This window comes from Nocardiopsis rhodophaea (genome assembly GCF_039530945.1).
GTDB lineage: Bacteria > Actinomycetota > Actinomycetes > Streptosporangiales > Streptosporangiaceae > Nocardiopsis_C > Nocardiopsis_C rhodophaea.
The window spans coordinates 103,367-129,932 of sequence record NZ_BAAAPC010000014.1; the positions used below are offsets into that span (position 1 = coordinate 103,367).

Here is a 26,566-nt window from a genome sequence, read left to right on the forward strand (position 1 = left end):
TTAGGGGCAGATTCGGCTTGACATGATGTCGGAGTGACGTCATAGTGAAGTCATGGATCTGATGCCGTATGTGGACAACCTCCGCCGCCAGCTTGTGGTGGCTGCCGAAGCTGGAAGCGAGGAGGCCCGGGTGGTCGCTGAGCGCCTGGCCGCGGCGCTGGAGCCGGCTGCGCGGCTGGCTTTGCTGGATGCGCTTTCCGAGGCCGCCGACGAGATCACCCGCGATTTCGCCCCGGGGTCGGTCGAGGTTCGGCTACGTGGGGGTCAGACTGACTTCATTGTGACGTCACCGCTGACGGACGAACCGGTCGACGGCCCCCCAGGCGGGGGCTCCGGGGTGGAGGACGGGCCCGTCGTGGAGCCGGTCCCACTCGACGCCGAGGACGGCGGCACGTCGCGGGTCACCCTGCGCCTGCCCGTCCACCTCAAGCCGCAGGTCGAGGAGGCCGCTCGCCGCGAGGGGCTGTCGGTCAACGCCTGGCTGGTGCGTGCGGTTGCCGCTGGGCTCGACGCCGGTGCCCGGCCGTCCGGCCGAGGCGCGGGCCGCCAGGTCGGACGAAACTACACCGGCTGGGTCCGCTAGCCGCCCCCTCCCCATTTCCACTACGTCTCCCACCAGCGGAGACGCCCACCACCGCCATGACCGGGAGACAGCCATGCCAACTTTCGCCACATCCGAACCGATCACCGCTGAGGTCGACCTCCTCGCCGGAGCCGTCCAGATCAACGCGGGCGACCGCTCCGACACCACCGTCGAGGTCCGCCCCCGCGACGCCGCCAAGGACGCCGACGTGCGGGCCGCCGAACAGATCCAGATCGAGTACGCCGGAGGCCGCCTGCTCGTAAAGGACCCCGGAAACACCGTGTTGGGCTCGATGCTGCGCAAAGGCATGGCGGACGTGACCGTCGATCTGCCGCGCGGATCGCTGCTCCACGCTCATGCCAGGCACGCCAACATCCGATGCGAAGGCGACCTCGGCGCCGCCGAGATCACCACTTCCAGTGGCAACATCGCACTGGACCGGCTGACCGGGAACGCCGAACTCACCGCCTCGGACGGCTGGGTGCGTGCCCACGAGATCGACGGCCGCGCCGTAATCAAGACGTCCAGTGGCGCCATCACCCTCGGCACGGTGAGCGGCAAACTGCGGATGAACACCGCCCACGGGCACATCAGCGCCCAGCGCGCCTTGGAGTCCGTTCACGCGAGGGCCACCCACGGAAGCGCCCGGATCGGCGAGGTGGTCCGCGGCCGCGTGGACATCGAAACCTCCTACGGGGAAATCGAAGTCGGCGTCCGCGAAGGCACTGCGGCCTGGCTGGACGCGGCCTCCAAGCACGGCGCTTTGAGTAGCTCCCTGGAAGCGGCCGAGGGCCCGGGCACCGCCGAGGAGACCGTCGAGGTGCGAGCCCGCAGCGTCTACGGCGACATCGTGGTCCGCCGCGCCTGAGCCCCTTTGCCCCCTTGGTGTCCGCGAGCCTCTGCGGGCTCTGCGTGAGCATGCGGAGCGCGATCGCGGCGAACGAGAAACGAGGCAGACATGACCCGACACACGCCACCAGCGGCCGTCACGGCCACCGGGCTGCGCAAGTCCTACGGCGACCACGTCGTGCTGGACGGCATCGACCTGGACATCCCCGCAGGGACGATCTTCTCGCTGCTGGGACCCAACGGTGCCGGCAAGACCACCATGGTGAAGATCCTGTCGACACTGATCGCAGCCGACAGCGGCCACGCGCGGATCTGCGGCCACGATCTGGCCCAGGAACCCGACGCGGTGCGCGCCGCGATCGGCGTCACCGGCCAATATTCGGCGGTCGACGGCCTCCTCACCGGAGAGGAGAACCTGCTGCTGATGGCGAACCTGCACCGCCTGGGCCGCCGCCGCGCCCGGCGGCGCGCCGCCGAGCTGCTGGAGCAGTTCGACCTGGTCGACGCCGCCGGGAAGCCCGTCTCCACCTACTCCGGGGGTATGCGCCGCCGACTTGACCTCGCGATGACCCTGGTCGGCGAGCCCCGCCTCATCTTCCTCGACGAGCCCACCACCGGCCTGGACCCGCGCAGCCGCCGCGGCATGTGGGAGATCATCCGCGATCTCGTGGCCGGCGGGGTCACGGTCTTTCTCACCACGCAGTACCTGGAGGAGGCCGACCAGCTCGCCGACCGCATCGCGGTCCTCGACCACGGCACCCTCGTGGCCGAGGGCACGGCGGCGGAGCTCAAGCGCCGCATCCCCGGCGGTCACATCCGCCTGCATTTCGCCGCGGCCGACCATCTGGAGGCGGCGGCCCGCACGCTCGGCGGGTCGCGTGACGACGATGCACTGGCGCTCGATGTCACCGGAGACGGCGGCATCGGGTCGCTGCGCACGCTCCTCGACCGCATCGACGGAGCGTCGCTCCAGGTCAGGGAATTGTCGGTGCACACCCCCGACCTCGACGACGTCTTTCTTTCCCTCACCGGCCATTCCAGAACGGACGACAACGCACGGAAGGCGGCCTGACGATGACCACGGCCCTCACGCGCGCCACCAGTGACTCGGCCACCATGCTGGGCCGCCAACTGCGGCACCTGGTGCGCTATCCCTCCTTGACGCTGCTGCTCACCGGAATGCCGATCATCCTCCTGCTGCTGTTCGTCTACGTCTTCGGCGGAACCATGGGGGCGGGGCTCAGCGGGACCTCCGGTGGCCGCGCCGAGTACCTCGACTACATCGCCCCCGGGATCATGCTGATGACCGTGGCCTCCGCGGCCCAGGGAGCGGCCATGTCGGTGGCCATGGACATGACCGAAGGCATCATCGCCCGCTTCCGCACCATGGACATCGCCCGGGTGTCGGTGCTGACCGGCCACGTTCTGGGGACCCTTATCCAGACGCTGCTCAGCGTCGCGGTCGTCACTGGCGTGGCGCTGCTCATCGGATTCCGTCCCAGTGCCGGACCCGTCGGGTGGATCGCGGCCATCGGCCTGCTCTCGATGGCGACTCTCGCCCTCACCTGGCTGGCGGTGGCGCTCGGCCTGGTCTCCGACAGCGCCGAGACCGCGAGCAACCTCCCGATGCCCCTGGTTTTCCTGCCTTTCCTCGGCAGCGGCTTCGTGCCCACCGACACCATGCCGGCCGGGATGCGGTGGTTCGCCGAGTACCAGCCTTTCACCCCCATCATCGAGACCCTCCGCGGACTGTTGACAGGCACTGAGATCGGCAACAACGCGGTGATCGCGGTCGCCTGGTGCGTCGGCATCGCACTGGCCGCCTACGTCTGGGCGAAGAAGCTCTACAACCGCGCCTCGACGCGGTAGCCCGACCATGCTCCGGCAGGGGGCCGTTGGGGCGCCGCCGCTTCCTCGCCCAGTGTGAGAAGGGGCGGCGCCCTCGCGGCGCCGCGGTCCGGTGCCGCTACCCGCGTGGGCGGAGGTGGAGGTCGGGGCCGCCGGCGGCCGCTGTTTCGACGTTGGGGAGCAGGCGCATGTCGTGGTCGTAGTCGCCGCCGTCGAGTGTTCGGAAGGGGATCGGGTCGTCGGTGAAGAGGCGGTCGAGGCGGTGGGCGTACTCCAGCTTCGTGGGCTCGAAGCCGTCCTCCGGGGCCTCGTTGACGTCGTACATCGCGAACGGTTCGAGTGGAGCCAGGCCGGTGAACCAGAACAGGCCGTGGTGGAGCGGGAACAGGACATCGTTCAGCCGCCCGTGGGCGCCCCGGTCGGAGAACGCCGGTTCCTGGGCGCCGAGCGTCGCCGAGGCCAGGGCCCGCCGGGGTGCGAGACCGCCGTTGCTGTAGGGCGGGGGCATTCCGGGGCCGTGGGCGAAGCCGTAGGTGAAGACGCGGTCGATCCAGCCCTTGAGGATGCCGGGCACGGAGAACCACCACATGGGGAACTGCAGGATCACCGCGTCCGACCACAGCAGCTTCTCCTGCTCGGCGGCGATGTCCGGGGAGAGCCGCCCTTCGGCCGTGGCCCGCTCTGCGGCGTCGAGCACGTGCAGGCGCTGGCCGGCCGGGTGGTCGGGGTAGTCGTCGGCGTCCAGCGTCGCCTTCCACTTCATCGCGTACAGATCGGATGTCCGCACCTGGTGTCCTGCCGCGCGGAGGTGCTCGGCCGCGAAGTCGGCCAGGGCGGCGTTGAGCGAGCGGGGCTCGGGGTGGGCGGTGACGATGAGGACGTTCTTCTGCGTCGGCTGTGCGCTTTCGGTCATGGCAGCCACCTTCGCCCGAACGCGGGAGGGTAACCACTACCCCCTTTGTCCGGAGGCAGGCTGGTCCTGGTACTGGGAGGGCCACCCATACTGGAGCGCATGGACAGCGTGGACCGCATGATTGGACACCGCCACGACGACGGGAGAGGGGACCGCATCGACGGGATCGGCGACCCGCGCCGGGCGCTCGGCGCCTTCCTGCGTGCCCGGCGCGGGCGGGTCGCGCCGGAGGACGTCGGGATCACGGCGAGCCGCCGGCGTCGGGTGCGCGGGTTGCGCCGTGAGGAGCTGGCCCAGCTCGCGGGCATAAGCGTGGACTACTACGTGCGACTCGAACAGGGGCGTGCCGTCCAGCCGTCCGCAGAGGTGCTCGACGCGCTGGCGCGGGCACTCGGCTTGGACGCGGCCGAGCGCAGGCACCTGCGGACCCTGGCAGGTGCCGCGGGCGGCCCCGCGCCCCGGCTCCAGGTCAGCCCTCTGCTGCAGCGGGCCCTGGACGCCATGGCCGGTCTTCCTGCCTACGTGACGAACCACTGCCTGGACGTGGTGGCCTGGAACGTGCTGGGTGGCGAGCTGCTGGGCGGCCTGGGGCGCCCTGGACGCCGCGACCCGAACAACGCCAGGTTCCTCTTCCTCGACCCCGCGTCGCGCGACGTCCTGCCTGACTGGCAGGAGCGGGCGGCCGAGGCGGTGGGCCTGCTGCGCGTCGCCGCGGGCCGCTACCCCGAGGATGGCTGCCTGGCCGCGCTCATCGTGGAGCTGTCGGAGCGCAGCGAGGAGTTCCGCCGCATATGGGACACCGGCGAGGTGGTGATGTGCGGCGCGGGACGCAAGCGGCTGCGGCACCCGGCGATCGGGGAGATCGCTCTGGAGTGCGAGACCCTGCACGTCCCGGAGGCACCCGGCGAGACGGGCCTCGTGGTGCACGTGTTCAGCGCGGAGGAGGGGAGCTGGGAGGCTGAGGCTCTGACCCGACTGGCGGCGGAGGCCACCGTGACGTGTGCCGGATGAGCTGCCGGTAGAACCGGTTGGCGGGGCCGGGGAGCTGGGTGCGGAGCCGGGGAGGCCAACCCGGAGGTGGACGGCGTCGAGGCGGCGCGGCAGCTCGGCGGTGCAGCGGGCGACACGTGCGCGTCGTGGGACGGGCAGGATCGTGGGCCGGTGCTTGCGCGCTGGACCCGCGGTCCGGGGAATTCCCTCTTCGAAGTGCTTGCGGGCATGGCGCGGCGCTTTTTTCGGGGCACCGTTGTCCAGCCGATCCTCCGTGCGGACGCGACCATGGAAGCGCGCATGCACGGGGGCGGATCGGCGAGCGCCGGGCGGGGATGGTGTCGCTCGATCGGTGGGGATAGCGTCGGGTTGTGTACGGCCACGCGGGAGAAAGGAGGCGCACCATGGCACGGCTCGCGCGGCTGCTCGGTGCGGCCACGGCGGTGTTCGGCGCGGCCACCGCGGCCTGTCCGGAGATCATCGCGCGTCCACTCGGCCTGGCCGAGGAAGACGGCACGGTGTCGCCGCGGACGCGTCTGCTGATCGAGCTCATCGGGTTCCGCGACGTCGCCGTGGGGATGGGTATGGTCGTCGCGCCGCGTGGTGCTCCGCTGCGGTGTCTGATCGCCGCCCGCGCCGTGTCGGACGCGGGCGACGCGTTCGTCCTGGGCCGGTCCCTGCCGAGCCCCGCGTCCCGGGTGTTGGGCGTGGGGATGGCGGGCGGCTGGGCCGTGCTGTGCGCCGCCAGCGCCGCCACCGCGGGCCGCCCCGAAGCGCCGTTCCGGCGTCCGCGCCGACCCGGTTCCGCTCCGGGCTGATGACACGACGGCGGTGCGCGTACGGTTCTGGAACGGTGATGGGCCTTTTCTCCTCGGCCAGCCCCGAAGCTGGCCGACGAGCGCGCCAGATGCCAGGCGACCCGTGATGCTTCCACGGGGGTTGTTCAGGCCAGGTCTTTCTCGGATCCGGCCTGGGGCGCTGCAGCCGGGCCGTCCGTAGAACCGGTGGGCGCCGGGCTGGGTGGTGCTGCGGGAGCCGGATGATCGTGCGACCGCGCGAGCGCGCCTCGCCTCCCGCGTAACCCCATGAACCGACCTCCCCGTCCGCTGTTCCTCTCGTCCATGCGCACCCGGACGCCGTCGCCCCGAGCCCGAGCCGCGGCGTGGCGTGGCGTGGCGGGGCGGGGGGAGTCCGGCGATGAATGCCAGCTGGAGCGTGCTGGAGGTCGCGTCGTCTCGCGCGGCGGCGGCCAGGGAGCGGGGGTGCTTCGGCCGCTCACGCGTTCCGATGCCAGGACACGAGATAGCCCGGCCCCGGCCGGTTGGCCGGGGCCGGGCCCAACGCGGCACCGAGGGGTCCTCCCCCAAGATCCCCAAGGGTGCCGCTTTCCAGGGTGGCTTCGTGTGTCGGTCAGGCCAGTCGATGTCTCGGGTGGCGGGGCGGGGCGGCCATGGAGAGCCGAACCACTGTTGGCAGGCGGTCGAGCTCCAGGGCGGTGCGCATGTCGCGCAGCGCCTCGGCGCGGACGCGCCGCCACACGTTCGCGACGTCGGCGTCCTCGTCCACCGTGACGTCGAGGCGCAGGTGCGGCCGCTGGGCCGACTCCGTCGCGGCGGCGTGGGCGCGGCGCACGCCCGGGATGTCGAGGACCTGTCGTTCCAAGGCCGTCCGCGCCGCCTTCGAGCTGAGCTCGGTGCGGCCGCGGGCGTCGCCGTCACCGAGCACGATCCGCCCGACCGTGTCGGTGCGCAGCTGAACCAGCAGCCAGCGCAATGCCAGCAGCGCCACCAGGACCAGCAGGGCGGCGGCCGCCCACGGCAGCCAGGCCCCGGGGCGGCCGATGAGCTCCGGCGTACCGGCGATCTCCGCCTCGGCGACCCGTCCCCCGAACAGCCCCAGGCCCGCGGCGAGTGCCGCCGTCCCGCCGCCGAGCAGCAGCACGCCCAGGAGCGCCAGCCCCCACCGGTTGCCGCGCGCCGAGCGGCGCGCCCTGTTCCTCTCGCCCACTGCCCTCGCCTTCTTCACCCCTCTGCGCCTTCATCCCAGCGCGCGTTCATCGCTTCCCCCGCCGTACGGTGGTGGTCACTTTGTAGGAGTGCAGTGGAGCGATGTCCGCCAGGCGCTCCTCTACCGCGGCGGTGACCGCCGCCCGGAGTTCCGCGGTCTCGGCCAGTTCGGTGCGCACGCGCACCCGGATCCGTCGGCGCCGCACCGCCACCTTGGCCGAATCGACCCCGCCGGTGCCCAGCGCCGCCGCGGTCAGGGTCCGTCGGAGGGCGGGCCGGGACAGGCCGACGATCAGATCGGGGTCGTCGGTGCGCAGTGCGGCCCACCGGCCCTCGCCGGGCAGCAGCGCCACCGCGATCAAAAGCAGGCCGATCAGCGCCAGGGCCGCCGAGGCGACCTGCACCTCCGGGGCGTTCCATTGGGCGCCGCCGACTCGCTGGGCCGCCGCGCCGACGAACGGGATGCCCAGCGGCACACCGGCCAGCGCGGAGATCACCTCGGCCGCCGCCGTGACCGCCACGGCGAGCAGCAGCACGGCCGCGATCACCGTCGGCCATATCCGGTGCGGCCGAAAGGCGCGCACCGCCACCCGGCGGGCCCGCTCGGCCGTACCCGGGTCCGGCGCGCTCCACTCGGCGTCCGCCGTCGTCATCGGTGGCTCCTTCCCAGTTCCGCGCGGCGTCCGCTCTCCTGGTTCCGATCCGCGTCGGTGCGGGACGCTTCCGCTCATCTCGGCTCCGCTCGGCCTCCGGCCGCGTCTGCGCGGGGCAGCTCGACGATCTCGATGTCGACTCGACCCACGCGGATCCCGGTGAGCCGCTCGACCGTGTCCGCGACGTGCTCCCGCACGTGTTGGGCGGTCGTCGCGGCGGGGCGCGGATAGGGCACGGCGATGCCCAGCCTGATGGTCGCCGTGCGCTCCGCTTCCCGGCCGCTGAGGCGGACGGTGACCCGGGTGGGCCCGTGTCCGGCTCCGAGCAGCCGACCGAGGCCGCCGCCGACCTCGCCGACACCCGGGACCTCCGCCGCCGCGTGGGCGGCGATCTTGGTGACGACCCGCTCGGGGATCGTCGTGCTGCCGTGCTCGGGCGCCGCGTCACCCGCCCTCCGCGGCGTCGGGTTCCGCGCCGCCACTGTCGCCGACATGCCACCGCCCCCTTCTCAGACCCGGACCGTTTCCCGGAGTTCCGGCTTTCCCCCGGTGCGTCCCGCGTTCCCGGGGGCGCTACCGGCGCCGGAGGAACAGCTCGGACAGGTCGATTTCGCCCTCATAGGCGCGGCCGGCCAGGAAGCCGACCATGCCCAGGACGAGCACCAGCGCGAACGCCCCGAAACCGCCGAACGCGGCCGCCAGTGCCAGTACCGTGCCGTAGGCCAGTCCCACGATGGGCCACATGGCCACCCTCCTCGCTTTTTCATCGCAGCCGCCGCGCCCGCTCGCGGCGGGCCGCCCGGCGGCGCAGCGCGCGTAGCACCCATCCGGCGGGCCCCCTCGGCGCCCGGAACGCCCGGATTTCGCCGGGTGCCCGGCCTTCCCCCGACGGCCGGGCAGCCGGTCCGCCCAGGGATTGGCGCCACCGCGCCAGGCCCTCGGCGAAGGCCCGCGGATCACCGCCCCGGTCGGGATGGTTCTCATGGACCCAGGCCCGGTAGGCCCCGCGCTGGTCGCGCGGCCGCCCGCGCACCGGATCACCCCCCGACCGCGGCGTCGGCGACCACGTCCTCGACGGACACGTCCACGCGCCGTCCCGGCACCATCGGTGCGACCAGTGCGCGGATCTCCGCGGCGACCTCCGGGATCGGGCGGCCGCAGCGCAGCACGACCCCGATCGCGACGGCGTCCTCGCGCACCGACACCCCCTCGATCCGGTCTCCCGGGGCGAACGTGGCGGTGGTGCGGAAGGCACCCGCCGACAGGTCGATGACCTCAAAGAGGCCGCGCACCCGGTCGGCGATCTCCCGCGCGATCCGCGCGCTGCGGTCCGCACCGCCCGCTTCGGTCGCCGAGTCCGTGCCTCCCGCCCGCTCTCCGGGGCGGGAGGCACGGGACTCACTGGACGCGCGGCTCGGATCCACCGTCGTCGGCCTCGTCGTCGGGCAGGTAGATGTCGTCAATGGTGATGTTGACCTCGGTGACCTCCAGGCCCGTCATCCGCTCCACCGCGGTGATGACGTTGCGGCGCACCGCCGCTGCCAGGTCGGGGATGGACACCCCGTACTCGATCACCAGATCGATGTCGGCCGCCGCCTGACGCTCGCCCACCTCCACGGACACTCCGCGTGCGGCGGTGCCGGAGGTCGTGGCGCCGGGAATCCGGTCGCGCATGGCCCCGAAAGCCCGGGCGGCGCCGCTGCCCATGCTGTGCACGCCACCGACTTCCCGTGCGGCCATACCCGCGATCTTCGCGACGACGTGGTCGGCGATCGAGGTCGTGCCCTTCGCCGTTACCAGCTCACGGGCGTCGGCGCCGCCGGCCCCGGAGGTGTTCTTCTCGCGTGCTTCAGGCACCTTGGGCTCTGCTTTCGAATCGGTCACTGTTCCATCCCCCCGTGCGGTGCATGGCGGTTCAGCGCTTGAAGACGTTCTTGATCTTCTCGGCGGCCTCTCCGGCCTTCTCCTTGACGTCCTCCGCGGCGTCCTCGATGCGGGCCTCGGCCTGATCGAGCTTGCCCTCGGTCTCCAGCTCGGAGTTCCCCATCGCCTTGCCGGCGGTCTCCTTGGCCTTGCCCTTGGCGTTCTCGAACTCGTTGTCGATGTTTCCCACCGTGTGTTCCTCCCCCTGTTGGTTCGTGCCGCGCTTCTTCTCGCTCCGCGCCGTCGGTGCCGGGCGGAGCGATCGCTGTTGCCGTGTTACCGGAAGTAGCGCGCACCACTAAGGACACGCGTGCCCCACGCATCGTCACGCGGAAGCGCGTGTGATCTGGGACACATGCGAGACGCGCTACGCCCCCGTGCGGATATCACTGATCGTGTATAAAAGAATGCTATGCGTAATATGGCCGGGTGACTGCGGACGCGGGCGGATGAATGGCAAACACTTCGCATCGTGACGACACGGCGCTGGTCAAGCGCGCCCGCGACGGCGACGCCGCGGCATTCGAGATGCTGGTCCGGCGGCACCAGGACACCGTGTACCGGATCGCCTTGCGCATCCTGAACGATTCGGCCGACGCCGCGGACACGTCGCAGGAGGCGCTGGTCGCGGCCTGGCGCGCCCTTCCCGACCTGGACGACCCCGAGACATTCCGGGCGTGGCTCTATCGCATCGTCACGCGCCGCGCCCTGAACGCCGCTCGTGCGCGCACCCCCGAGTCACCGACCGACCTCCTGGAGGGCGAGCGCCCCGGGCGCGGCCCCGGACCCGAACATCACACGGTCGCTAGCGGCCTGCGCGATGCCCTCGCCCAGGCCCTCCTCGACCTCCCGCCGCAGCAGCGTGTCTGCTGGATCCTGTACGAGATGGAGCAGATGACCTACGGCGAGATCGCTGAGACCGTCGGTGTGACGACGGGCGCCGTACGCGGCCGCATCCACCGTGCCCGAGCCCACCTCGTGGAGGCGCTGAAGCCATGGCGATAGACCACACCGACCACGAACGGCTGCCGTGCGGCTCCGACATCGACGAGGTTCTGGCGCACGAGCGCGACGGGGCGCCGACCGATCACGAACTGCGGTGCCCGCACTGCCGTGCGGCGGTCGAGGAGCACAGCGTGCTGCTCGCCGCCCGGTCCGAGCTCGCCGCGGAGCGCGTGGTGGCCCCGCCGCACCTGCTCGACGACGTGATGCGGCTGGTGCGCGCCGACCCGAGGTCGCGCCGAGCCCTGCGCGTGCCCGGGGAGGAGGAGGGGGTCACCCGGGTCAGGCGCTCGGCCGCGGCCGCCGTGCTGCGAACAGCGGCCGAGGGTGTGCCTGGTGTGGCCGACGCCCGCGTCGCGGAGCTCACCGAGGGCGAGGACGGGATCGACATCGAGTTGCGCGTACGGCTCCACGCGGGCACGACCGTTCCGCGGGCGGACGCCGCTCTGCGCACCCGGCTGGCCGAGGTCGCCCGCGACCAGCTCGGCTGGAAGGCCGCCCGGTTGGACATCTCCGTCCTCGACATCGAAGACGGACGCTGACGGGCATCCGGTACACGCGCGGCCCTTCCGGCGCTCGGAAGCGTGCGCGCCGCTGGGGTCGGTGTCGATGCCCCGACCGAGCGCCGCGCCTATGCCGAATGGGCCGCAGAGGCGGGCGAACGTGCCCCCCGCGATCACCGGCCCGGCCGTAGTGATCGTGGGCATCGGTCACGGCGGCTCTCCTACCGCTCCCTCTCCTGCCGCTCGGCCTTCGCGCGCAGCTTGGTGCGGGGTGGCGCGGTGTTGGCGGAGGTGGGCGCGTTCGTTCTCACGCAGATCGGTGGCGGGAGCGGCGAGGCGTGGTCGGCCCTGGCGGCATTGGTCATCGGATTCGGTTTGGGTGCTGTGGGGGCGCCGACCATGGGATCGCTGTACCGGACGCTGCCGGCCGAGAAGGTGCCGCAGGGCAGTTCTGTGCTCTACAAACTCCATGCTCTACAAACTCCGTCAGCTCGGCGTCGCCTGCGTCGCTCTGATCCTCGCTGCCGCAGGGACGGGCGGGGCATCCGGCGGGATCGGCGGCTTCCAGCAGGGTTACAAGGAACCTCATCCGGTTGCCTTACAGCGGAGTCGGCGGGCTCAGCCGCGCTCTGCGCTGAGCTTGCTCTCCTGGCCCGCCCCTAAGCCGGCGGCCCCGCCGCCCTGCTCGTCGTTGTCCTCCCCCGCAGGGGCACTGGACTTCAGGGACAGCACGGTCAGCACGGCGAGCAGCAGCACTGTGCCCGCGCTGGCCCAGCCCACAGTGGAAAGCCCCGTAAGGAAAGCGTTCTCGGCAGCGGCAATGAGGTCGTCGGCCACATTGGAGGGCAGGTTCTCGGCCGCTGCCATGGCTCTGGGCAGGCTGTCCCCTGCCGCCGCGGCCGCCTCGCCTGCGACCCCCTCCGGCAGGGAGCCGGGGATGACGGTGCGGTAGACGGCGGTGCCCACCGCGCCCAGCGTCGCCACGCCCATCGCCATGCCCATCTCCGAGCAGGTCTCCGACATCGAGGACGCCGATCCACTGCGCTCCTTGGGAGCAGAGGCGATCACCAGGTCGATGACCAGCACCATGAGCGGACTCAGCCCGAAGGTGATGAGCATGCTCGCGATCACGCCCAGAGCCAGTCCGGACTCCGCGCCGACCTGGGTGAACAGGGCGAAACCGGCCGCGGCCACGACCAGGCCCAGGGCGATGGTGCGGCTGGCCGACAGCTTGGCAGCCACCGCCGGGGCGATCATGGCGCCGACGATGTTAGTGATCGCATAGGGCGCCATCCACAGCCCGGCCTGCAGCGGCGGCAATCCCTGGACCATCTGCAGGTACTGCGCGAACAGCAGCACGAACGCGCCAAGGGTCAGTGTGCCCAACAGCAGGCTGCCCAGCCCCACAGAGAAGGCCCGGAACCGGAAGAGACCGATGTCCATCAACGGGTCGGACAGGACGCGCTGCCTGCGAACGAACACCCAGCCGAACAGCACACCTACGAGCAGTACAGCCACCAGGAGCACGCTCCAGCCGCCCTTCGCGGCTTCCTTGACCGAATAGATGATCGGCAGGATCGCGGCCAGCGACAGGGCCACGCTGAACAGGTCGAGCCGACCCGGCTCGGGGCTGCGGTACTCCGGAAGCAGCAGCGGGGCCGCGATGAGCAACAGCAGCATCACCGGGACACCCATGAGGAAGACCGAACCCCACCAGAACCACTCCAGCAGCGCGCCGCCGATCAGCGGGCCGACGGCGCCGCCGGCGGAGAAGCAGCTTAGCCACACCGCCACTGCCAGGCCACGCTGCTTTGGGTCGTGGAACATGTTGCTGATCAGCGCCAGAGTCGAGGGCATCAATGTGGCGCCGGCGATGCCCAAAAGAGCGCGGGCGGCGATCAGCATCTCGGCGCTCGGCGCATAAGCGGCGAGCACCGAGGCGGCACCGAAGCAAGCTGCCCCGATCATCAGCAGCCTGCGGCGGCCGATGCGGTCGCCCAGGGTGCCCATCGTGATCAGGAACCCGGCGATCATGAAGCCGTAAATGTCGAGGATCCACAGCTGTTGCGTACTGCTGGGGCGCAGCTCGACGGCCAGGTGCGGAAGTGCGAGGTGCAGGACCGTGAAATCCAGTGCGAGCAGGATGGTCGGCAGGGCCAGCACGGCCAGTCCGATCCACTCCCGCGCGCCGGCCTTGGGGCCGGTGGGGGTTTCGGTGTCGGACGACATGAAGGGTCTCCTATCTCGAGGCCTCCGGGGGAGTTATGTACGGGAGGCAGTGGTCAGGATTCATAGGGGTGCAGGTCCCGGTAGCCGCTGAGTGCCCGGCCCCACCAGGTGAGGCGGTCGAGTACTCGCGCCGCCGCGGAGTCGCAGCCCCGCGGGGCCGCGGGCCGGCCCTGATCGTCGTACCGACGCTGGTGGTCGGAGATGCTGACGATGTCGCGCACGGTCACCGCCTCCACCTCGGTGAAGACCAGGCGCAGCTGCGCGACGGCGTGCCGCCCGCCGCTCTCGCCGCCATAGGCGACAAACGCCACCGGCTTAGCCCGCCACTCGTCGTTGAACCAGTCGATGGCGTTCTTCAACGCCCCGGGGAAGCTCTGGTTGTACTCCGGAGTGACGACCACGAAGGCGTCCGCCTCGGTGAGCCAGGGAGAAAGCTGGGACACGGCGGTCGGGCGGGGGTCGCCGTCCTCGGCCAGCACCTCGGGCAGGCCCGTTCGCGCGAGGTCGATGACGTCGACCTCCAGGTCTTCCCGTCGACGGGCCAGCGAGGCGAACCAGGTGGCGGCCGTTGGGGCGAAGCGCCCCTTGCGCGTACTGCCGATGATGACCGCGACGCGGAGCCGCCGATCGGCTGTCCGGGTCTCCTCCACGGCCGCCTCCCCTCATCTCGAAACCGTCGGTCCACCGCCGTGCGCCCACTCTCGCCGCCGAAGGGTCCGGAAAGGCTCCGGTCCGGTTCCGACGGGGCGCCGGCATGGCTGCACTACGGTGATGGCATGCGATTCGGGGTGCTGGGGGCACTGGAGGTCTGGCGCGCTGATGGCGAACCGGTGCGAGTTCCCGAGGCCAAGGTGCGCATGCTGCTGGCCGCACTATTGGTGCGCGAGGGGCGCCCCGTCGCTCCCGAGCGCCTCATCGACGAGCTGTGGGGAGAGGACCTTCCGGCCAACCCGTCCCGTGTGCTCCGGGCGAAGCTGTCGCAGCTGCGCGGCGTACTCGAGCGGGCCGAGGAGGGCGGACGCGGCCGGGTTCTTCACGGCCCGGCCGGCTACCGGCTGGAGGCCGACCCTGACGAGGTCGACGCCGGGAGGTTCCGCTCGCTGGTCGAGCGCGCTCGCCGGGCGGCCGGGCCCCGGGAGTCGGCCTCCCTCTACGCCGAGGCGCTGGCGCAGTGGCGCGGCCCCCCTTACGCCGACTTCCACGACGACTCCTTCGCCGCGGCGCCGGCGGCCCGCCTGATCGACGAACGGCTGAGCGCGGTAGAGGAGCAGGCCGAGGTTCGGCTGGCGCTGGGGGAACACCGACTGCTCGCCGACGAATTGGTCGACCTGGTCGAAGAGCATCCGCTGCGCGAACGGCTGCTGGCGTCGCTGATGCGGGCGCTGTACCGCTCCGGACGCCAGGCCGAGGCGCTCAACGCCTTCGACCGGCTACGCCGACGGCTGGCCGAGGAGCTGGGAGCCGACCCCGCCCCCGAGACCGCCGCTCTGCATCAAGAAATCCTGCGCCAGGTCCCCGACCTGAACACCGGAACCGGACCCGCGGCGCCGCTGCGCTCCCGCACCAACCTTCCCGCCCCCCTCACCTCCATCATCGGCCGTGAACGGGAGGTTGCGGAGGTCCGCGCGCTGCTTGCCGACGAGCGCCTGGTGACCCTGGCCGGTCCTGGGGGAGTAGGCAAGACGCGTCTTGCCCTGGAGGCGGCGTCCGGGCTCATGGATGAGGCCGTCGGCGGGGTGTGGCTGGTGGAGTTGGGTGGGCTGCGCCCCGCCACCGGCATGGCCCCGGGTGAGCGGGTCGCCGAGGCGGTCGCGGCGGCGCTCGGTATACGCCATGACGCACCCGAGCACACCGGCGGCTCCGCCACCCGCTTGGCCGAAGCGCTGCGCGACACCGCGGGGCTGCTGGTGCTGGACAACTGCGAGCATGTGGTGGAACCGGTCGTCGGCTTCGTGCGCGACTTACTGGGCGTTGCGGGGAGCCTGCGGTGCTTGGCGACGAGCCGCGAGCCCCTGGGGCTCACCGGCGAGCGGGTCTATGAGGTCGCTCCATTGCAGATCCCCGACACCGACCTCCGTCTGGATGCCGAGTCTGGCCTACCCAGTGCCGTGAGGCTCTTCGTTGCCCGTGCGGCGGCGGTCGCGCCCGGCTTCGTGCTCGACGCGCGCAGTGCGCCGGCCGTAGCCGCGATCTGTCGGCGTCTGGACGGGCTGCCCCTGGCTCTGGAGCTTGCCGCCAACCGGGTCCGTGCGCTGGGTGCCGTTGAACTCGCCGACCGCCTGGACGACCGCTTCGGTGTGCTCGCCGCCGGCGGCCGTGCGGCACCGCGGCGCCAGCAGACACTGCGTGCGGTCTTCGACTGGAGCTGGGACCTGCTCTCCGACGCTGAGCGGACGGTACTGCGACGGCTGTCGGTCCACACCGAAGGTTGCGCGCTGTCGGCGGTCGAGGCGGTCTGCGCCGAGTCCCCGGCCCAGGCGGGCGGCGTCGTGGAACCGCTGTCTCGGCTCGTGGAGCGCTCCCTGGTCGTCGCGGCGGACGGGACCGACGGGGTGCGCTACCGGCTGCTCGAATCGGTCGGCGCCTACGCCGCCGAGCGCTTGGAGGAGGCCGACGAGGCCAGTGCAGTCCGCGAGCGGCACATGCGCTACTACGCCGATCTTGCCGAGCGCGCCGACCCCTTGTTGCGCGGCCATGATCAGCAGCGGTGGCTGCGGCGGCTGGACCTGGAGAGCGCCAATCTCCGGACCGCGTTCGACACCGCTGTGCGGATCGGCGACGCCGACGCCGCGCTCCGCTTGGCCGTGGCGCCGTTCTGGTATCGCTACCTTCGCGGCAGGTTCAGAGAGGCGCACCGCCTGCTCACCCGTGCGACGGCTCTGGAAGGGGGAGCGCCGGAGATGGTCGCGGCGGCGCGCGCGTGGCGGGCCGCGGCCGAACTCCTGGTCGCCGCGCCCGAGGACCCCGTCGCCGTGGCGCGGGCGGGGCTGGCCGGGTTCGACTCCGGGCCCGGCCGCAGCGAGGACGAGCGGGCGCGTGTGGGATGGTTCCTCGGCTCCGTCCTGCTGGAGTTCGGCGAGGCGGCCGCCGGTGAGGAACTGGTGGAAGATGCACTTCCGGTGCTGCGCTCCCGCGGCGACCGCTGGGGGACCGCGGCGGCACTGAACGCACGTGCCTGGATCGCCCAGGCGAGGGGACGCCTCGCGGAATTCGAGACCGATGGGCGAAGCGCGCTGGAGCTGTTCCGCGAGATCGGCGACCGCTGGGGGCAACTGCAGGCGATGCCGGTGCTCAGTCAGCGGGCGAAGGCTGTGGGCGAGTACGCCGCGGCCTTCCGCATCGACCGGGAGGGCCTGCGCATCGCCGAGGACCTGGGCCTGTGGACGGAGGTCTCCTACCGGATGTCGGAACTGGGCCGGTTGTCTCTGCTCAAAGGCGACTACCGCGGCGCGGAAGAGTTCCACCGCCAGGCCGCCGACCTTGCCAGGGAGCAGGGCGACCGGTTCGGGGAGCGATTCGCCGAGCTCGGCCTGGCTATGGGCGACCGCCGAGAGGGCCGGCTCGACCGTGCAGCGGCCCGCCTCGACGACTGGCTCACCCGGCATCGCGAGTCCCAGGGGCCCTCGGCCCTGGCCCTGGTCTTGGCGGAGCTGGGGTTTGTGGCCGAGCAGCGAGGCGATTCCGAGGAGGCGCTGCGGCTCCACACCGAGGGTCTAGTGGCCGCACACGCCACGGGATCGCCGCTGGCGGTCGCGCTTGCGTTGGAAGGCCTGGCCGGTGCCTGGACGCTGGCGGGCGACGCCGCCCAAGGCGCGCGACTGCTGGGGGCGGCCGCCGTGACACGCGAGGCAGTGGGCGTTCCACTCCCACCGGCCGAGCGGGGCGACGTCGACCGGGTGTCGGTGGCCGCGCGCGAGGCACTGGGCGAGGCGGCCTTCGCTGCTGAGACCGCGGCCGGACGCGCGGCGGGTCCTGAGGCTGTCGATGCTTTGTCGGGCTTTCCAGGTGACGCTACCAGTGCGCGTTGGAGCCATAGTCGGTAGGGAGATCGAGGTGGGCTCCGGCGGATGCGAGGAATCAGGCGCTGGTGAAGAACGTAGACCCTCGCCTGCCCTACGCTTTCCGGCGTGCGGTACTACCGGAGCAGCCGATAACGCACATCCGACCTTCGGCCCCATGCCTGAGACGCCCGTGCATGTCGCAGATACCGAGGGTGTGGCCCGGGGCTTCGCCCTGGGGGTGAGCGGTCGGAGATCAGGTCTCCCACATGTCGCGCAGCGAGTCCCGCAGGGGTATGGTGGGCCGCCATCCCAGCAGGCGCTCGGCCGCCCCGATGTCGGCAAGCGACCACGTTCCTCCTAGCCCGGCCGCCGGTACTCCGCGCTCAGTGACCCTTCTGCGCGGTACACCGGAGACCTCCGCCATCAGCGCGACGAGATCGGTGATCGCCATGACCCGTCCGCTCCCGATGTTCATGACCTGCCCGCGCGCCTGTGCCCGATCACCGGCCGCCACGACCGCCGCGGCGACGTCGCGCACGTCGACGAAGTCGCGCCGCGCGTCAGCGATGGAGAGCGAAGCCGACCGTCCGGCCGCCGCATCGCGGAACACGCGCAGCAGCAGACCGGGAAACGACGCTGGTGAAGGATACGGGCCGCACACGTTGGCCAACCGCAGCACGGACGCGTTGACCATACCGGATCCGGTGGCGCGCAGGACTGCCTCGGAACCGGCGAGCTTGGTGCGCGCATAGGCGTTGGCCGGGTACGGACGGGCCCCTGGGCGTACGGCCTGGCCTGCCTTAGTAGGCCCGTACTCGTGCAGGGTGCCCAGGTGAATCAAGCGCGCCTGGTCAGGTAGCCGCGCCACCGCCCCCAGGAGTGTGCGTAACGGGGCGGAACTCTTGAGGGAGCCGGAATAGCGGTATCGTCGTATGCTACCGGCCGACCGGTCGGTATGTCGGCTCGTTTGGCTCCGAGTGTGGAGGCGATATGGAAACGGCCTACCGGATCTGCCCACTGTGCGAAGCGACCTGCGGGCTGAAGCTCACCATCGACAGCGGCCGGGTCACCGGCGCCCGCGGTGACCGCGACGATGTCTTCAGCTCCGGGTTCATCTGCCCGAAAGGAGCGGCGTTCGGACAGCTCGACTCCGACCCCGACCGGCTGCGTCGGCCCATGGTCCGGGAGGGCGAGACCTGGACCGAAACGGGGTGGGCGGAGGCGTTCGCGGCTGTCGAGCGCGGGCTGATGGGCGTGATCGAGCGGCACGGCCGCCCGTCGGTGGCCACCTACCTCGGCAACCCCAACGTGCACACCCTCGCCGGCCAGATGTACGCGGGCGAGTTCGCGAAGTCGGTCGGCAGCCCCAACGTCTACTCGGCGAGCACCGTCGACCAGATGCCCAAGCATGTGTCCAGCGGTTTGCTGTTCGGCGACCCGCTGGCCATCCCGGTGCCGGATCTGGACCGCACCGACCACCTTCTGATGCTCGGCGCCAATCCGGTGGAGTCCAACGGCAGCCTGTGCACCGCCCCCGATTTCCCCGGCCGCCTCAAGAAGCTGCGTAAGCGCGGCGGGCGGTTGGTCGTCGTCGATCCCCGGCGCACGCGGACGGCCGCACTGGCCGACCAGCACGTGGCGATCCGCCCCGGGACGGACGCCTACCTGCTCTTCGCGATGGTGCACACGCTGTTCGAGGAAGGGCTGGCCGACCCCGGTCCGCTCGCCTCCCATGTCGACGGCGTCGAGTCCCTGCCCCCGCTGGCCGAGGCGTTCGCCCCCGAGACGGTGGAGCAGGTGTGCGGTGTACCCGCCGGCCGGATCCGCACCCTGGCCCGCGACCTGGCGCAGGCGCCGACCGCGGCCGTCTACGCCCGGATCGGCACGACCACCGCCGAGTTCGGCACGCTGACGAGCTGGCTGGTCGACGTGCTCAACCTGCTCACCGGAAACCTCGACCGGCCGGGTGGTGCGATGTTCCCCCTCGCGCCGCACCGGCGGCGCGGCTCGGGCCGCGGGCGCGGCTTCCAGCTCGGTCGGTGGCACAGCCGGGCGCGCGGCCTGCCCGAGGTCAAGGGCGAGCTGCCCGTCGCGACCCTCGCCGAGGAGATCGCGACCCCGGGCGGCGGCCAGGTGCGGGCGCTGGTCACGATCGCCGGGAACCCCGTGCTGTCCACACCCGGCGGCGACCGGCTGGACCGGGCGCTGGCCGGACTGGAGTTCATGGTCAGCGTCGACCCCTACCTGAACGAGACGACACGGCACGCCGACGTCATCCTCCCGCCACCGCCACCGAGCCAGACCGCCCACTTCGACCTGGCTTTCAGCGAACTCGCGATCCGGAACAACGCGCGGTACTCGCCAGCCCCGGTGTCCCTGGCCGACGGCAGCATCGACGAGTGCGAGATCCTCGCTCGCCTGATCCAGATCGCCGTCGGCCGGGGCGCGGCCGCCCCTCCGGGCGAGGTCGACGACCGCCTGATCGAGCGGGACCTCGCCAAGGCCGCCGCCGACCCCGCCTCCCCCGTGTACGGGGCCGAGGCGGCCAAGCTCGCCGAGGAGCTGTACCCGGGCACCCCTGCCGAGCGAAGGCTGGACATGAAGCTGCGGCTGGGGGCCTACGGTGACGGCTTCGGCGCTGCCCCCGGCGGGCTCAGCCTGCGGCGGCTGCTGGCCGAGCCGCACGGTGTCGACCTGGGTCCCCTCCAGCCTCGGATTCCCGAGGTCCTGAAAACGGTCTCGGGGCGGGTCGAGGTGTGCCCGGAGCCCATCGTCGAGGACGTCCGGCGGCTCCGGGAGGGGCTGGAGACGCCGGGCGACGCTCTCGTCCTTATCGGCCGCCGCCACCTGCGGTCCAACAACAGCTGGATGCACAACGTGCCGGCGCTGACGGGCGGAAGCAACACGTGCACGCTGCAGGTGCACCCCGAGGACGCCGAGCGCCTCGGTCTGCGGGACGACGCGACCGCGCTGGTCCGCAGCCGCTCGGGGCAGCTCCAGGTCACCGTGGAGCGCACCGAGGCGGTGCCCGCGGGCGTGGTGAGCCTGCCGCACGGCTGGGGGCACGGCGCTCAGGGCACCCGTATGGAGATGGCGGCGGCCGACCCCGGAGTCAACGCCAACGTGCTCACCGACCCCGCTGTTATCGACCCCCTGTCCGGCACGTCGGTCCTCAACGGCGTCCCGGTCGACGTGCTGCCCGCGCCGTGAGCCGTACGGCGGGCCTCGCGTCCGCGGTCAGTAGGCCCGGACGCGGGGCGTGGACTCGCTGGTCCGGCGGACGCCCCTCGCGTTGCGATGTCCTGTGCCCGTGGCCGAGCACTTCGGGGCAATCCCTTTCTGACACGCCGGGACGTGGTGAAGGATGGGGCGATGACGCACTTTGATCTCATCCTCATCGGCTCCGGCTCGGGCAACACGATTGTGGACGAGCGGTTCGCCGACTGGAGCGTCGCGCTGGTGGAGAAGGGGGTGGGCTCCACCGGTGCCTTCGGTGGTACCTGTCTGAACGTCGGCTGCATCCCGACCAAGATGTTCGTGCACACCGCGGACACCGCCAGCGCACCCGCGCACGGTGACCGGCTCGGCGTGGACCTGCGCCTGGAGGGGGTGGACTGGCCCGCCATCCGGGACCGCATCTTCGGGCGGATCGATCCGATCGCGGTCAGCGGCGAACGCTACCGGGCCGGTGCCGACAACGTCACCCTCTATCGGGGCACCGCGCGCTTCACTGGCGTCAAGCGGTTGGAGGTGCGGACGGCCGACGGGACCGAGGAGATCTCCGCGGACCGGGTCGTGGTCGCCGCCGGAAGCCGCCCGAGCGCCCCGCCCATCCCCGGCCTGGCCGAGGTCAGGTACCTGACCAGCGACTCGGTGATGCGGCTCCCGGACCTCCCGCGCCGGATGATCATCATGGGCACGGGGTTCGTCAGCGCTGAGCTCGCCCACGTGTTCTCCGCCCTCGGGACCGACGTGACCGTCGTCGGCCGGTCCGGCCTGATGCTGCGGCACGAAGACGAGGACGTCGCGACCCGGTTCACCGACCTCGCCGCTCGCCGGTGGGACCTGCGCATGAACCGCACGGCCAAGGGCGTCGAGCGCGATGGACGATCGGTCAGGCTGCACCTTGACGGCCCGGAGGGCGTCGAGTCCGTCGAGGCCGAAGAGATCCTGGTGGCCACCGGCCGCGTCCCGAACAGCGACCTCATCGGCGCCAAGGAGGGCGGGCTCGATCTCACCGGCGACGGGAGGATCAGCGTCGACGCGACCCAGGCCACCTCCGTCGACGGTGTGTGGGCACTGGGCGATGTCAGCTCCCCGTACCAGCTCAAACACGTGGCCAACCGCGAGGCGCAGACCGTTCAGCACAATCTCTTGCACCCTGAGGCGCCGGTGCGGACCGACCACCGGTTCGTTCCGCACGCCGTGTTCTCCGGACCGATGGTCGCCTCGGTCGGCCTCACCGAGGAGGAAGCACGCCACGGCACGCGGGAGTACGTGTCGGCGCGGCAGGACTACGCCGGTGTCGCCTATGGGTGGGCGATGGAGGACACCACCGGATTCGCCAAGCTGCTCGCCGATCCCGCCACCGGGCAACTGATCGGCGCGCACGTCATCGGCCCCGAGGCGCCCACCCTGATTCAGCCGCTTATCCAGGCGATGCAGTTCGGCCTGGACGCCCGCTCCATGGCCGAGGACCAGTACTGGATCCACCCGGCGATGCCCGAACTGATCGAGAACGCTCTCCTCAGCCTGGAGCTGCGGTAGGGCGCGAACGGCGCGCGCCCCGTGGTGGGCCCGGGAAGCGCACCGCACCAGCGCGAGGGTCCAGCGCGTCCACCCCTGCTCGACAGGGAACGGGAACGGGGTCCCGACCGGCGGCGCTGGCCTCGCCCCGTCGCTGACCTATGGGACAGGGCGCGGGACGTGCCTCGGGCGGGTCATGCCCGTGCCCCGTCCGCGCCGTCGCCATTGCCGTGTATGTTCGCGGCGTTGGCCGACACGAGCAGGGTGGCGACGCTGCTGTCCCGGGTCACCACCGCCCGGGCGACCTCCGACAGACGGCGGTTGTGCTCGCGGGCGAAGCCGCGCAGGACGCCGAACGCGTCGTTCATGTCGATCACACGGCGCTCCGAGAGCACGCCCTTGGCCTGCTCGATGACGACCCGGCTGTTCAACGCCGTCTGCAGCTGCTCGGCCAGGCGCTCGCGCTCCTCGGCGGTGCGGGAGTTGAGGATGCTGATGGTGGCCACATCGGCGAGTCCCTGGGCGATCGCGATGTCGGTGTCGGTGAGTCTGCCGGTCTCGTGGCGCAACAGGTTCAGCGCCCCGACGGTGTGCTCGCGCATCCGCATCGGCACCGCCTGGATGGCGCTGTAGCCTTCGCCGAGCGCCGCCTGGGCGAAGCGGGGCCATCGGTGCAGGGCCTGCGACAGGTCGGGGCAGGACACCTGGTGGCCGCCCCGGTAGGCCTCCAGGCAGGGCCCCTGCTCGTTCTGCAACTGCAGGAGTTCCAGGAGGCGCGCCGATTCGGTGGAGGCCGCCATGAACCGCAGACTGCCGCGGTGGTCGGTGAGCATCAGCCCGGCGGCGTCCACGTCCAGCAGGTCTACGCTGCGCCGGGCGAGCATGTGCAGGAAGTCGACCACGTCGAAGTCGACCACCAGTGTGTCGGCCAGCTGGACGAAGGTACTGGCCAGTTCCTGTTCCCTAGGCACCGGGAACCTCCTTGGGAGAAGATTGCGTGGTGACTGACGATTCAGTCCGGTTGCGGGTCGGGGGTGAACCTCAGCCTGCGCCGCACGACGTCGCGCGCGACGTCGGCGAGTGGGCGTTCGTGCCCGAAGGCGTAGGCGCGCAGCCGGACCAACGCCTCGTCGATCCCCACATCGAGCTGCGCCGAGATCATTCCGGCGGCCTGGTGGACTTCGGCCTGGTCATGGAAGGCTGCCGAGCCGTCCCCGAGCGGGCGGTCTTCCACACACGTCTCTGCTCCTCCCTCCAGCATAATGTCCAGTGCCATGTCGGCCAGGGAGAGCGCATCGGACAGCTGAGTGTCGGTGAGGGGTTTCGGTCCGGTCCTATGCAGGCTCAATGCGCCCAGATAGATGGCGCCGGTCCGCAAGGGGAACACGAAGATCGCCCCCAGGCCGGCTTGGATCGCGGCCGGGGTGAACGCGGGCCACCGGCGGCGAGGGGTGGAGTCGCCGAGGTCGGGGGTGAGCACAGGGCCGTCCGAGGACAGCGCGGCCCTGCCGGGCCCCTGCCCCAATGTCGCCTGGATTTCCTCGATCTCGCGGGCCAGCGGCGTCGTGGCGCACAGTCGCTCGACCCGGCCCTGGGGGGAGGTGTTCGCGGTGAGGGAAACCCCGTCGGAAGGGACCTCGGCCGCGCACACCCCGCAGATGTCCTCCAGCGAGACCGAAGCGCCCTGCGGCCAGGCGTGCTCGGCGACGAGCGCCCAGAGTTGGGACAACCTGTTCGTCGTCACGGCGCCCTTCATGGCACACGGAAGTTCGGAATATCTGGCCTCCACCCTACCCCGGAGGGTGCCACGGCTCAGGGGGCGGATGACCGCGGACGACCGAATCGGTGGCCTAATCCCCAATTTGTCCTGCGGAAGAGGGCTTCTCTGGTTTATATTTAATTGTTTCGTCTAACATTTCCCTCCGGGTCCGGACCTCGCCCGCGGGTAAGCCGTGGCTGGGATGGGATCACTCATGTATCCACTGGATGTGGCGATCACGCGCTGGGAGTCGAGCACGCTGGTGCGGGTGACGGGCGAACTCGACCTGTCCAACATCACGTCCCTGGAGAGACGACTGGCCGAGGTGGAACAGGGCTCGGGGACCTCCCTGGTCATCGATCTCACCGCGTTGCATTTCATCGATTCCACCGGGCTGAACTCCCTGGCCCGCCTGGATCAGCGGTTGCGGCGGACCGGCGGCCGGGTCACCGTCATGACCCGGGGCCGGATCGGGCGAATCTTCCACGTCATCGGGTTAGACCAAGTACTCGACGTCCGCTGTGAGGAGTGCGACTGAGGCACTGTGCCGGACGGCCCCGACGACGCGCTGGCCCCCGTAGGCGGCGCGGCTGACCACGAAGACGGCCGTGCCGTCGCTGGGTGCGCGCGTCATCGGCCCCGATGCGCCCAGCCAGACCCAGCCGCTCATCCTGGCGGTGTGGTTCGGTCTGGACGCACGTTCCCGGCCACGTGCCCCGTGCTGGATCCACCCGGCCATCCCGACTGGTCGTCGGCGTCCTTCCTCGGCGCGGACCTCCCCTCAGGCGTGATCGGTGCACTCCAACCGCACGCGGCCCGGCTGTGATCGGGCCCGTGGGTGGGGAAATGTATTTCTGTGGCGGTAAGGCTGTATGCGCCTTACGCGATGGCGATCATTTCTTCGGCCCGCCAGGGTCACCACTGTTCGCCAGTGGACAGATCCCACGGTGGCGGAGGGATAGGTGAAGAAAGATCAAGATCGCGTGTTCCGACGCCATCGGCGCCGGAGTCCCCCGCCCGCTGAGGGGGTGGCGTGCCGGCCCGGCCGGAGGGGCCCGATAGGGGGCCGCCGGGGGCGCTCGCTGAGCGCCCCCGGCGGCGGGGAGCCTGCCGGTGCGGGGAGGGGCACGCCGCCGGGGCGGGGCGACGTGCGCGGAGGGGAGTGCACCGCAGGCGGGCCAGTGGTACGGGGGTCAGTCGTCGATGCCGAGCTCCGCGGGGTCGACGAAGATCCAGCCGTCCTCGGCGTCGGCGTCCAGGCCGAGTTCCTTCTGCCGCTCGGCGCGTTGTTCGGCCTCCGCCTTGATGCCGGAGGTGTACTTCTCTTTTCGGTTGACGAAGATGCGCAGACCGCCGTTGTCCATGTCGGTGCGGAACAGCAGGTGCTCGTCGGTGTAGGAGGAGTCCCCGCCGGTCAGCACCGGCCGCTGGACCGGGTCGACGCGTTCCTGCAGCACCCCCGCCTTGCCGGACTGCCAGGTGACCGGGGTGGACAGGTGCGCGGTGAACTCGAAGTCGTCGGTGACCTCGATGTCGCGCTCGTTCAGCTCCACGCGTGTGCCGATGTCCCCGGTGCCGGGGTTCTCCAGCAGCGTCTGGACACCGAGGACGTTGCCGGTGGGGATGTCGAGCCCGTAGTCGGGGTCGGTCACGACCATCCGGTTGAGTTCCTCGTGCGCTGCGGTGACCACGTAGACCTCGATGTCGGCCTCGTGCAGGGCGTGGATGAGCTCCTTCATGGCCGGGTAGATCTCGGGCGTCGCGACCTCGGTGTCGACGAGCTCGCCGTCCTCCCACATGTTGGTGGCGACCGGCTCGTCGCGCTTCATGAGGTCGTCGACGTAGCCCTTGACCTCGCCCAGGCTCAGCCCGGAGTAGGCCTGCGCGGCCCAGGCGTAGCAGGTGGGGGTGCCGGCCTCGTCGCAGAGCCGGTTGTAGTAGGCGTAGAGGCTCTCGTCCTCCTCGAAGGAAACGATCTTCAGCTGCGGGTCGAGGTTGTCGCGGGTGAGGACGCCCTCGTTCTCCAGGTAGGGAATGAGGGACTCTTCAAGGTCGTGCTTCCAGATGGTGTTGTCGGCGTCGAAGGCGGCGTACTCGCCGCTGTCGCCGTGCTCGGCGATCAGCCCCTCCAACTGGTCGGCGGCCTCGGCGGGCCAGTGCTCCAGCGATGCGCTATCGCCGGCGTCCGCGGTGCAGGCGGTGGCCAGCAGCACGCACGCCGCGGCGGTGACGGCCCCGGGGGCGGCGTGTCCGCGAAACAGTCGGCGCATGGTCCGTCGCTCCCAACCTCGTTCTCGTTAATTGATCACCAACCTTTCTGTCGTGTATGAAGCGATTTGTCCAATTGTGTCTGGATTGATGAACGCGGTGGCCACCGTTCAATAACAAGGGGTGTTTTCGGTCGCCGACCGGGTAGAAGCCATGCTTTTCTCTGGTGCCGCCGGGCCAACGGTGTCCAGCACGTGACCTCGGGGCGCGGCAACAGGCAGCTCAAACACGCTCTCGCCGCGTTCGCGTCCTCGCGCGATCCGGTCCCCCGGGCCCACTACGACCGGAAACGC

The 26,566-nt window shown here is 71.2% G+C and carries 27 protein-coding genes; 12 read left to right on the forward strand and 15 right to left on the reverse strand.

What is annotated here, in order from left to right; all coding sequences use genetic code 11:
• Window positions 1-52: 52 nt before the first annotated feature.
• From ABD259_RS16585 to ABD259_RS16600, 4 genes are all read left to right on the forward strand, one after another.
• Window positions 53-583: a histidine kinase gene (locus ABD259_RS16585; RefSeq protein ID WP_344163674.1), complete on the forward strand. Its 531-nt coding sequence runs from the start codon at window positions 53-55 to the stop codon at window positions 581-583.
• A gap of 73 nt (window positions 584-656) precedes the next feature.
• Window positions 657-1,451: a DUF4097 family beta strand repeat-containing protein gene (locus tag ABD259_RS16590; protein WP_344163677.1), complete on the forward strand. Its 795-nt coding sequence runs from the start codon at window positions 657-659 to the stop codon at window positions 1,449-1,451.
• 90 nt (window positions 1,452-1,541) lie between these two features.
• Entirely contained in the window at window positions 1,542-2,504 is a 963-nt protein-coding gene (locus ABD259_RS16595; protein WP_344163680.1) for an ATP-binding cassette domain-containing protein, read from the forward strand.
• A gap of 2 nt (window positions 2,505-2,506) precedes the next feature.
• Window positions 2,507-3,301, forward strand: a complete 795-nt coding sequence (locus ABD259_RS16600) for an ABC transporter permease (protein WP_344163683.1) — start codon at window positions 2,507-2,509, stop codon at window positions 3,299-3,301.
• Window positions 3,302-3,398: 97 nt separating this feature from the next.
• Here the strand turns inward: ABD259_RS16600 and ABD259_RS16605 are convergent, their stop codons facing one another.
• Window positions 3,399-4,193 carry an NAD(P)H-dependent oxidoreductase gene (locus ABD259_RS16605; protein WP_344163686.1) on the reverse strand — a complete coding sequence of 265 codons (795 nt, stop codon included), beginning with the start codon at window positions 4,191-4,193 and terminating at the stop codon, window positions 3,399-3,401.
• 99 nt (window positions 4,194-4,292) lie between these two features.
• Here ABD259_RS16605 and ABD259_RS16610 point away from each other — a divergent pair, with 99 nt between their 5' ends.
• Together ABD259_RS16610 and ABD259_RS16615 are read left to right on the forward strand one after the other, a co-directional pair.
• On the forward strand, window positions 4,293-5,204 hold the full coding sequence (locus tag ABD259_RS16610; RefSeq protein WP_344163689.1) for a helix-turn-helix transcriptional regulator: 912 nt from the start codon (window positions 4,293-4,295) through the stop codon (window positions 5,202-5,204).
• A 383-nt stretch (window positions 5,205-5,587) separates the two neighbouring features.
• Window positions 5,588-6,001 (forward strand): hypothetical protein, encoded by a 414-nt coding sequence (locus tag ABD259_RS16615; RefSeq protein ID WP_344163692.1) that lies wholly within the window; start codon window positions 5,588-5,590, stop codon window positions 5,999-6,001.
• Between the two features lie 592 nt (window positions 6,002-6,593).
• Here ABD259_RS16615 and ABD259_RS16620 read toward each other — a convergent pair.
• The 7 genes from ABD259_RS16620 to ABD259_RS16650 form a co-directional block, all read right to left on the reverse strand.
• A complete protein-coding gene (locus tag ABD259_RS16620; RefSeq protein WP_344163695.1) occupies window positions 6,594-7,190 on the reverse strand; it encodes an alkaline shock response membrane anchor protein AmaP in 597 nt (198 codons plus the stop codon).
• Window positions 7,191-7,236: 46 nt separating this feature from the next.
• Complete coding sequence (locus tag ABD259_RS16625; RefSeq protein ID WP_344163698.1) at window positions 7,237-7,842, reverse strand: DUF6286 domain-containing protein; 606 nt, start codon at window positions 7,840-7,842, stop codon at window positions 7,237-7,239.
• Between the two features lie 74 nt (window positions 7,843-7,916).
• Window positions 7,917-8,336, reverse strand: a complete 420-nt coding sequence (locus ABD259_RS16630) for an Asp23/Gls24 family envelope stress response protein (RefSeq protein ID WP_344163701.1) — start codon at window positions 8,334-8,336, stop codon at window positions 7,917-7,919.
• A 79-nt stretch (window positions 8,337-8,415) separates the two neighbouring features.
• Window positions 8,416-8,586, reverse strand: a complete 171-nt coding sequence (locus tag ABD259_RS16635) for a hypothetical protein (protein ID WP_017618501.1) — start codon at window positions 8,584-8,586, stop codon at window positions 8,416-8,418.
• 293 nt (window positions 8,587-8,879) lie between these two features.
• A complete protein-coding gene (locus tag ABD259_RS16640; protein ID WP_344163704.1) occupies window positions 8,880-9,266 on the reverse strand; it encodes a hypothetical protein in 387 nt (128 codons plus the stop codon).
• Complete coding sequence (locus ABD259_RS16645; protein ID WP_344163707.1) at window positions 9,241-9,726, reverse strand: Asp23/Gls24 family envelope stress response protein; 486 nt, start codon at window positions 9,724-9,726, stop codon at window positions 9,241-9,243. The genes ABD259_RS16640 and ABD259_RS16645 overlap by 26 nt, the downstream gene beginning before the upstream one ends.
• Before the next feature lie 31 nt (window positions 9,727-9,757).
• The gene (locus tag ABD259_RS16650) at window positions 9,758-9,955 is read right to left on the reverse strand and encodes a CsbD family protein (RefSeq protein ID WP_344100735.1); all 198 of its coding nucleotides are present in this window, start codon (window positions 9,953-9,955) and stop codon (window positions 9,758-9,760) included.
• Window positions 9,956-10,218: 263 nt separating this feature from the next.
• On the opposite strand from ABD259_RS16650, the gene ABD259_RS16655 reads away from it, so the two are divergent.
• Both ABD259_RS16655 and ABD259_RS16660 read left to right on the forward strand, forming a co-directional pair.
• Window positions 10,219-10,770, forward strand: coding sequence for an RNA polymerase sigma factor (locus ABD259_RS16655; protein WP_344163710.1), 552 nt, complete (start codon window positions 10,219-10,221; stop codon window positions 10,768-10,770).
• Window positions 10,761-11,309, forward strand: coding sequence for a hypothetical protein (locus ABD259_RS16660; RefSeq protein WP_344100731.1), 549 nt, complete (start codon window positions 10,761-10,763; stop codon window positions 11,307-11,309). Before ABD259_RS16655 ends, ABD259_RS16660 begins: the two co-directional genes overlap by 10 nt.
• Before the next feature lie 579 nt (window positions 11,310-11,888).
• On the opposite strand, the gene ABD259_RS16665 is transcribed toward ABD259_RS16660, so the two are convergent.
• Window positions 11,889-13,499, reverse strand: coding sequence for an MFS transporter (locus ABD259_RS16665; protein WP_344163712.1), 1,611 nt, complete (start codon window positions 13,497-13,499; stop codon window positions 11,889-11,891).
• Between the two features lie 53 nt (window positions 13,500-13,552).
• Entirely contained in the window at window positions 13,553-14,149 is a 597-nt protein-coding gene (locus tag ABD259_RS16670) for an NADPH-dependent FMN reductase (RefSeq protein WP_344163714.1), read from the reverse strand.
• A 126-nt stretch (window positions 14,150-14,275) separates the two neighbouring features.
• Between ABD259_RS16670 and ABD259_RS16675 the strand changes: the two genes are divergently transcribed.
• Window positions 14,276-17,542 (forward strand): AfsR/SARP family transcriptional regulator, encoded by a 3,267-nt coding sequence (locus ABD259_RS16675; protein WP_344163716.1) that lies wholly within the window; start codon window positions 14,276-14,278, stop codon window positions 17,540-17,542.
• Between the two features lie 211 nt (window positions 17,543-17,753).
• Here ABD259_RS16675 and ABD259_RS16680 read toward each other — a convergent pair whose 3' ends face one another.
• Entirely contained in the window at window positions 17,754-18,518 is a 765-nt protein-coding gene (locus ABD259_RS16680; RefSeq protein WP_344100718.1) for an NAD-dependent epimerase/dehydratase family protein, read from the reverse strand.
• On the opposite strand from ABD259_RS16680, the gene ABD259_RS16685 reads away from it, so the two are divergent.
• Window positions 18,491-20,710 carry a molybdopterin-dependent oxidoreductase gene (locus tag ABD259_RS16685; protein WP_344163718.1) on the forward strand — a complete coding sequence of 740 codons (2,220 nt, stop codon included), beginning with the start codon at window positions 18,491-18,493 and terminating at the stop codon, window positions 20,708-20,710. The two genes, ABD259_RS16680 and ABD259_RS16685, sit on opposite strands and share 28 nt — an antisense overlap.
• Window positions 20,711-20,872: 162 nt before the next feature.
• A complete protein-coding gene (locus ABD259_RS16690) occupies window positions 20,873-22,267 on the forward strand; it encodes a mycothione reductase (protein ID WP_344163720.1) in 1,395 nt (464 codons plus the stop codon).
• A 173-nt stretch (window positions 22,268-22,440) separates the two neighbouring features.
• Here ABD259_RS16690 and ABD259_RS16695 read toward each other — a convergent pair whose 3' ends face one another.
• Together ABD259_RS16695 and ABD259_RS16700 are read right to left on the reverse strand one after the other, a co-directional pair.
• The gene (locus ABD259_RS16695) at window positions 22,441-23,217 is read right to left on the reverse strand and encodes an ANTAR domain-containing protein (protein ID WP_344100712.1); all 777 of its coding nucleotides are present in this window, start codon (window positions 23,215-23,217) and stop codon (window positions 22,441-22,443) included.
• Window positions 23,218-23,258: 41 nt separating this feature from the next.
• Window positions 23,259-23,990, reverse strand: coding sequence for a GAF and ANTAR domain-containing protein (locus tag ABD259_RS16700; protein WP_344100710.1), 732 nt, complete (start codon window positions 23,988-23,990; stop codon window positions 23,259-23,261).
• A 229-nt stretch (window positions 23,991-24,219) separates the two neighbouring features.
• Between ABD259_RS16700 and ABD259_RS16705 the strand changes: the two genes are divergently transcribed.
• Window positions 24,220-24,543: an STAS domain-containing protein gene (locus tag ABD259_RS16705; protein ID WP_344163722.1), complete on the forward strand. Its 324-nt coding sequence runs from the start codon at window positions 24,220-24,222 to the stop codon at window positions 24,541-24,543.
• On the opposite strand, the gene ABD259_RS16710 is transcribed toward ABD259_RS16705, so the two are convergent.
• Window positions 24,502-24,675: a hypothetical protein gene (locus ABD259_RS16710; RefSeq protein ID WP_344163724.1), complete on the reverse strand. Its 174-nt coding sequence runs from the start codon at window positions 24,673-24,675 to the stop codon at window positions 24,502-24,504. The genes ABD259_RS16705 and ABD259_RS16710 overlap by 42 nt on opposite strands.
• Window positions 24,676-25,198: 523 nt before the next feature.
• Complete coding sequence (locus tag ABD259_RS16715) at window positions 25,199-26,275, reverse strand: HAD family hydrolase (RefSeq protein WP_344163726.1); 1,077 nt, start codon at window positions 26,273-26,275, stop codon at window positions 25,199-25,201.
• Window positions 26,276-26,566: the final 291 nt, after the last annotated feature.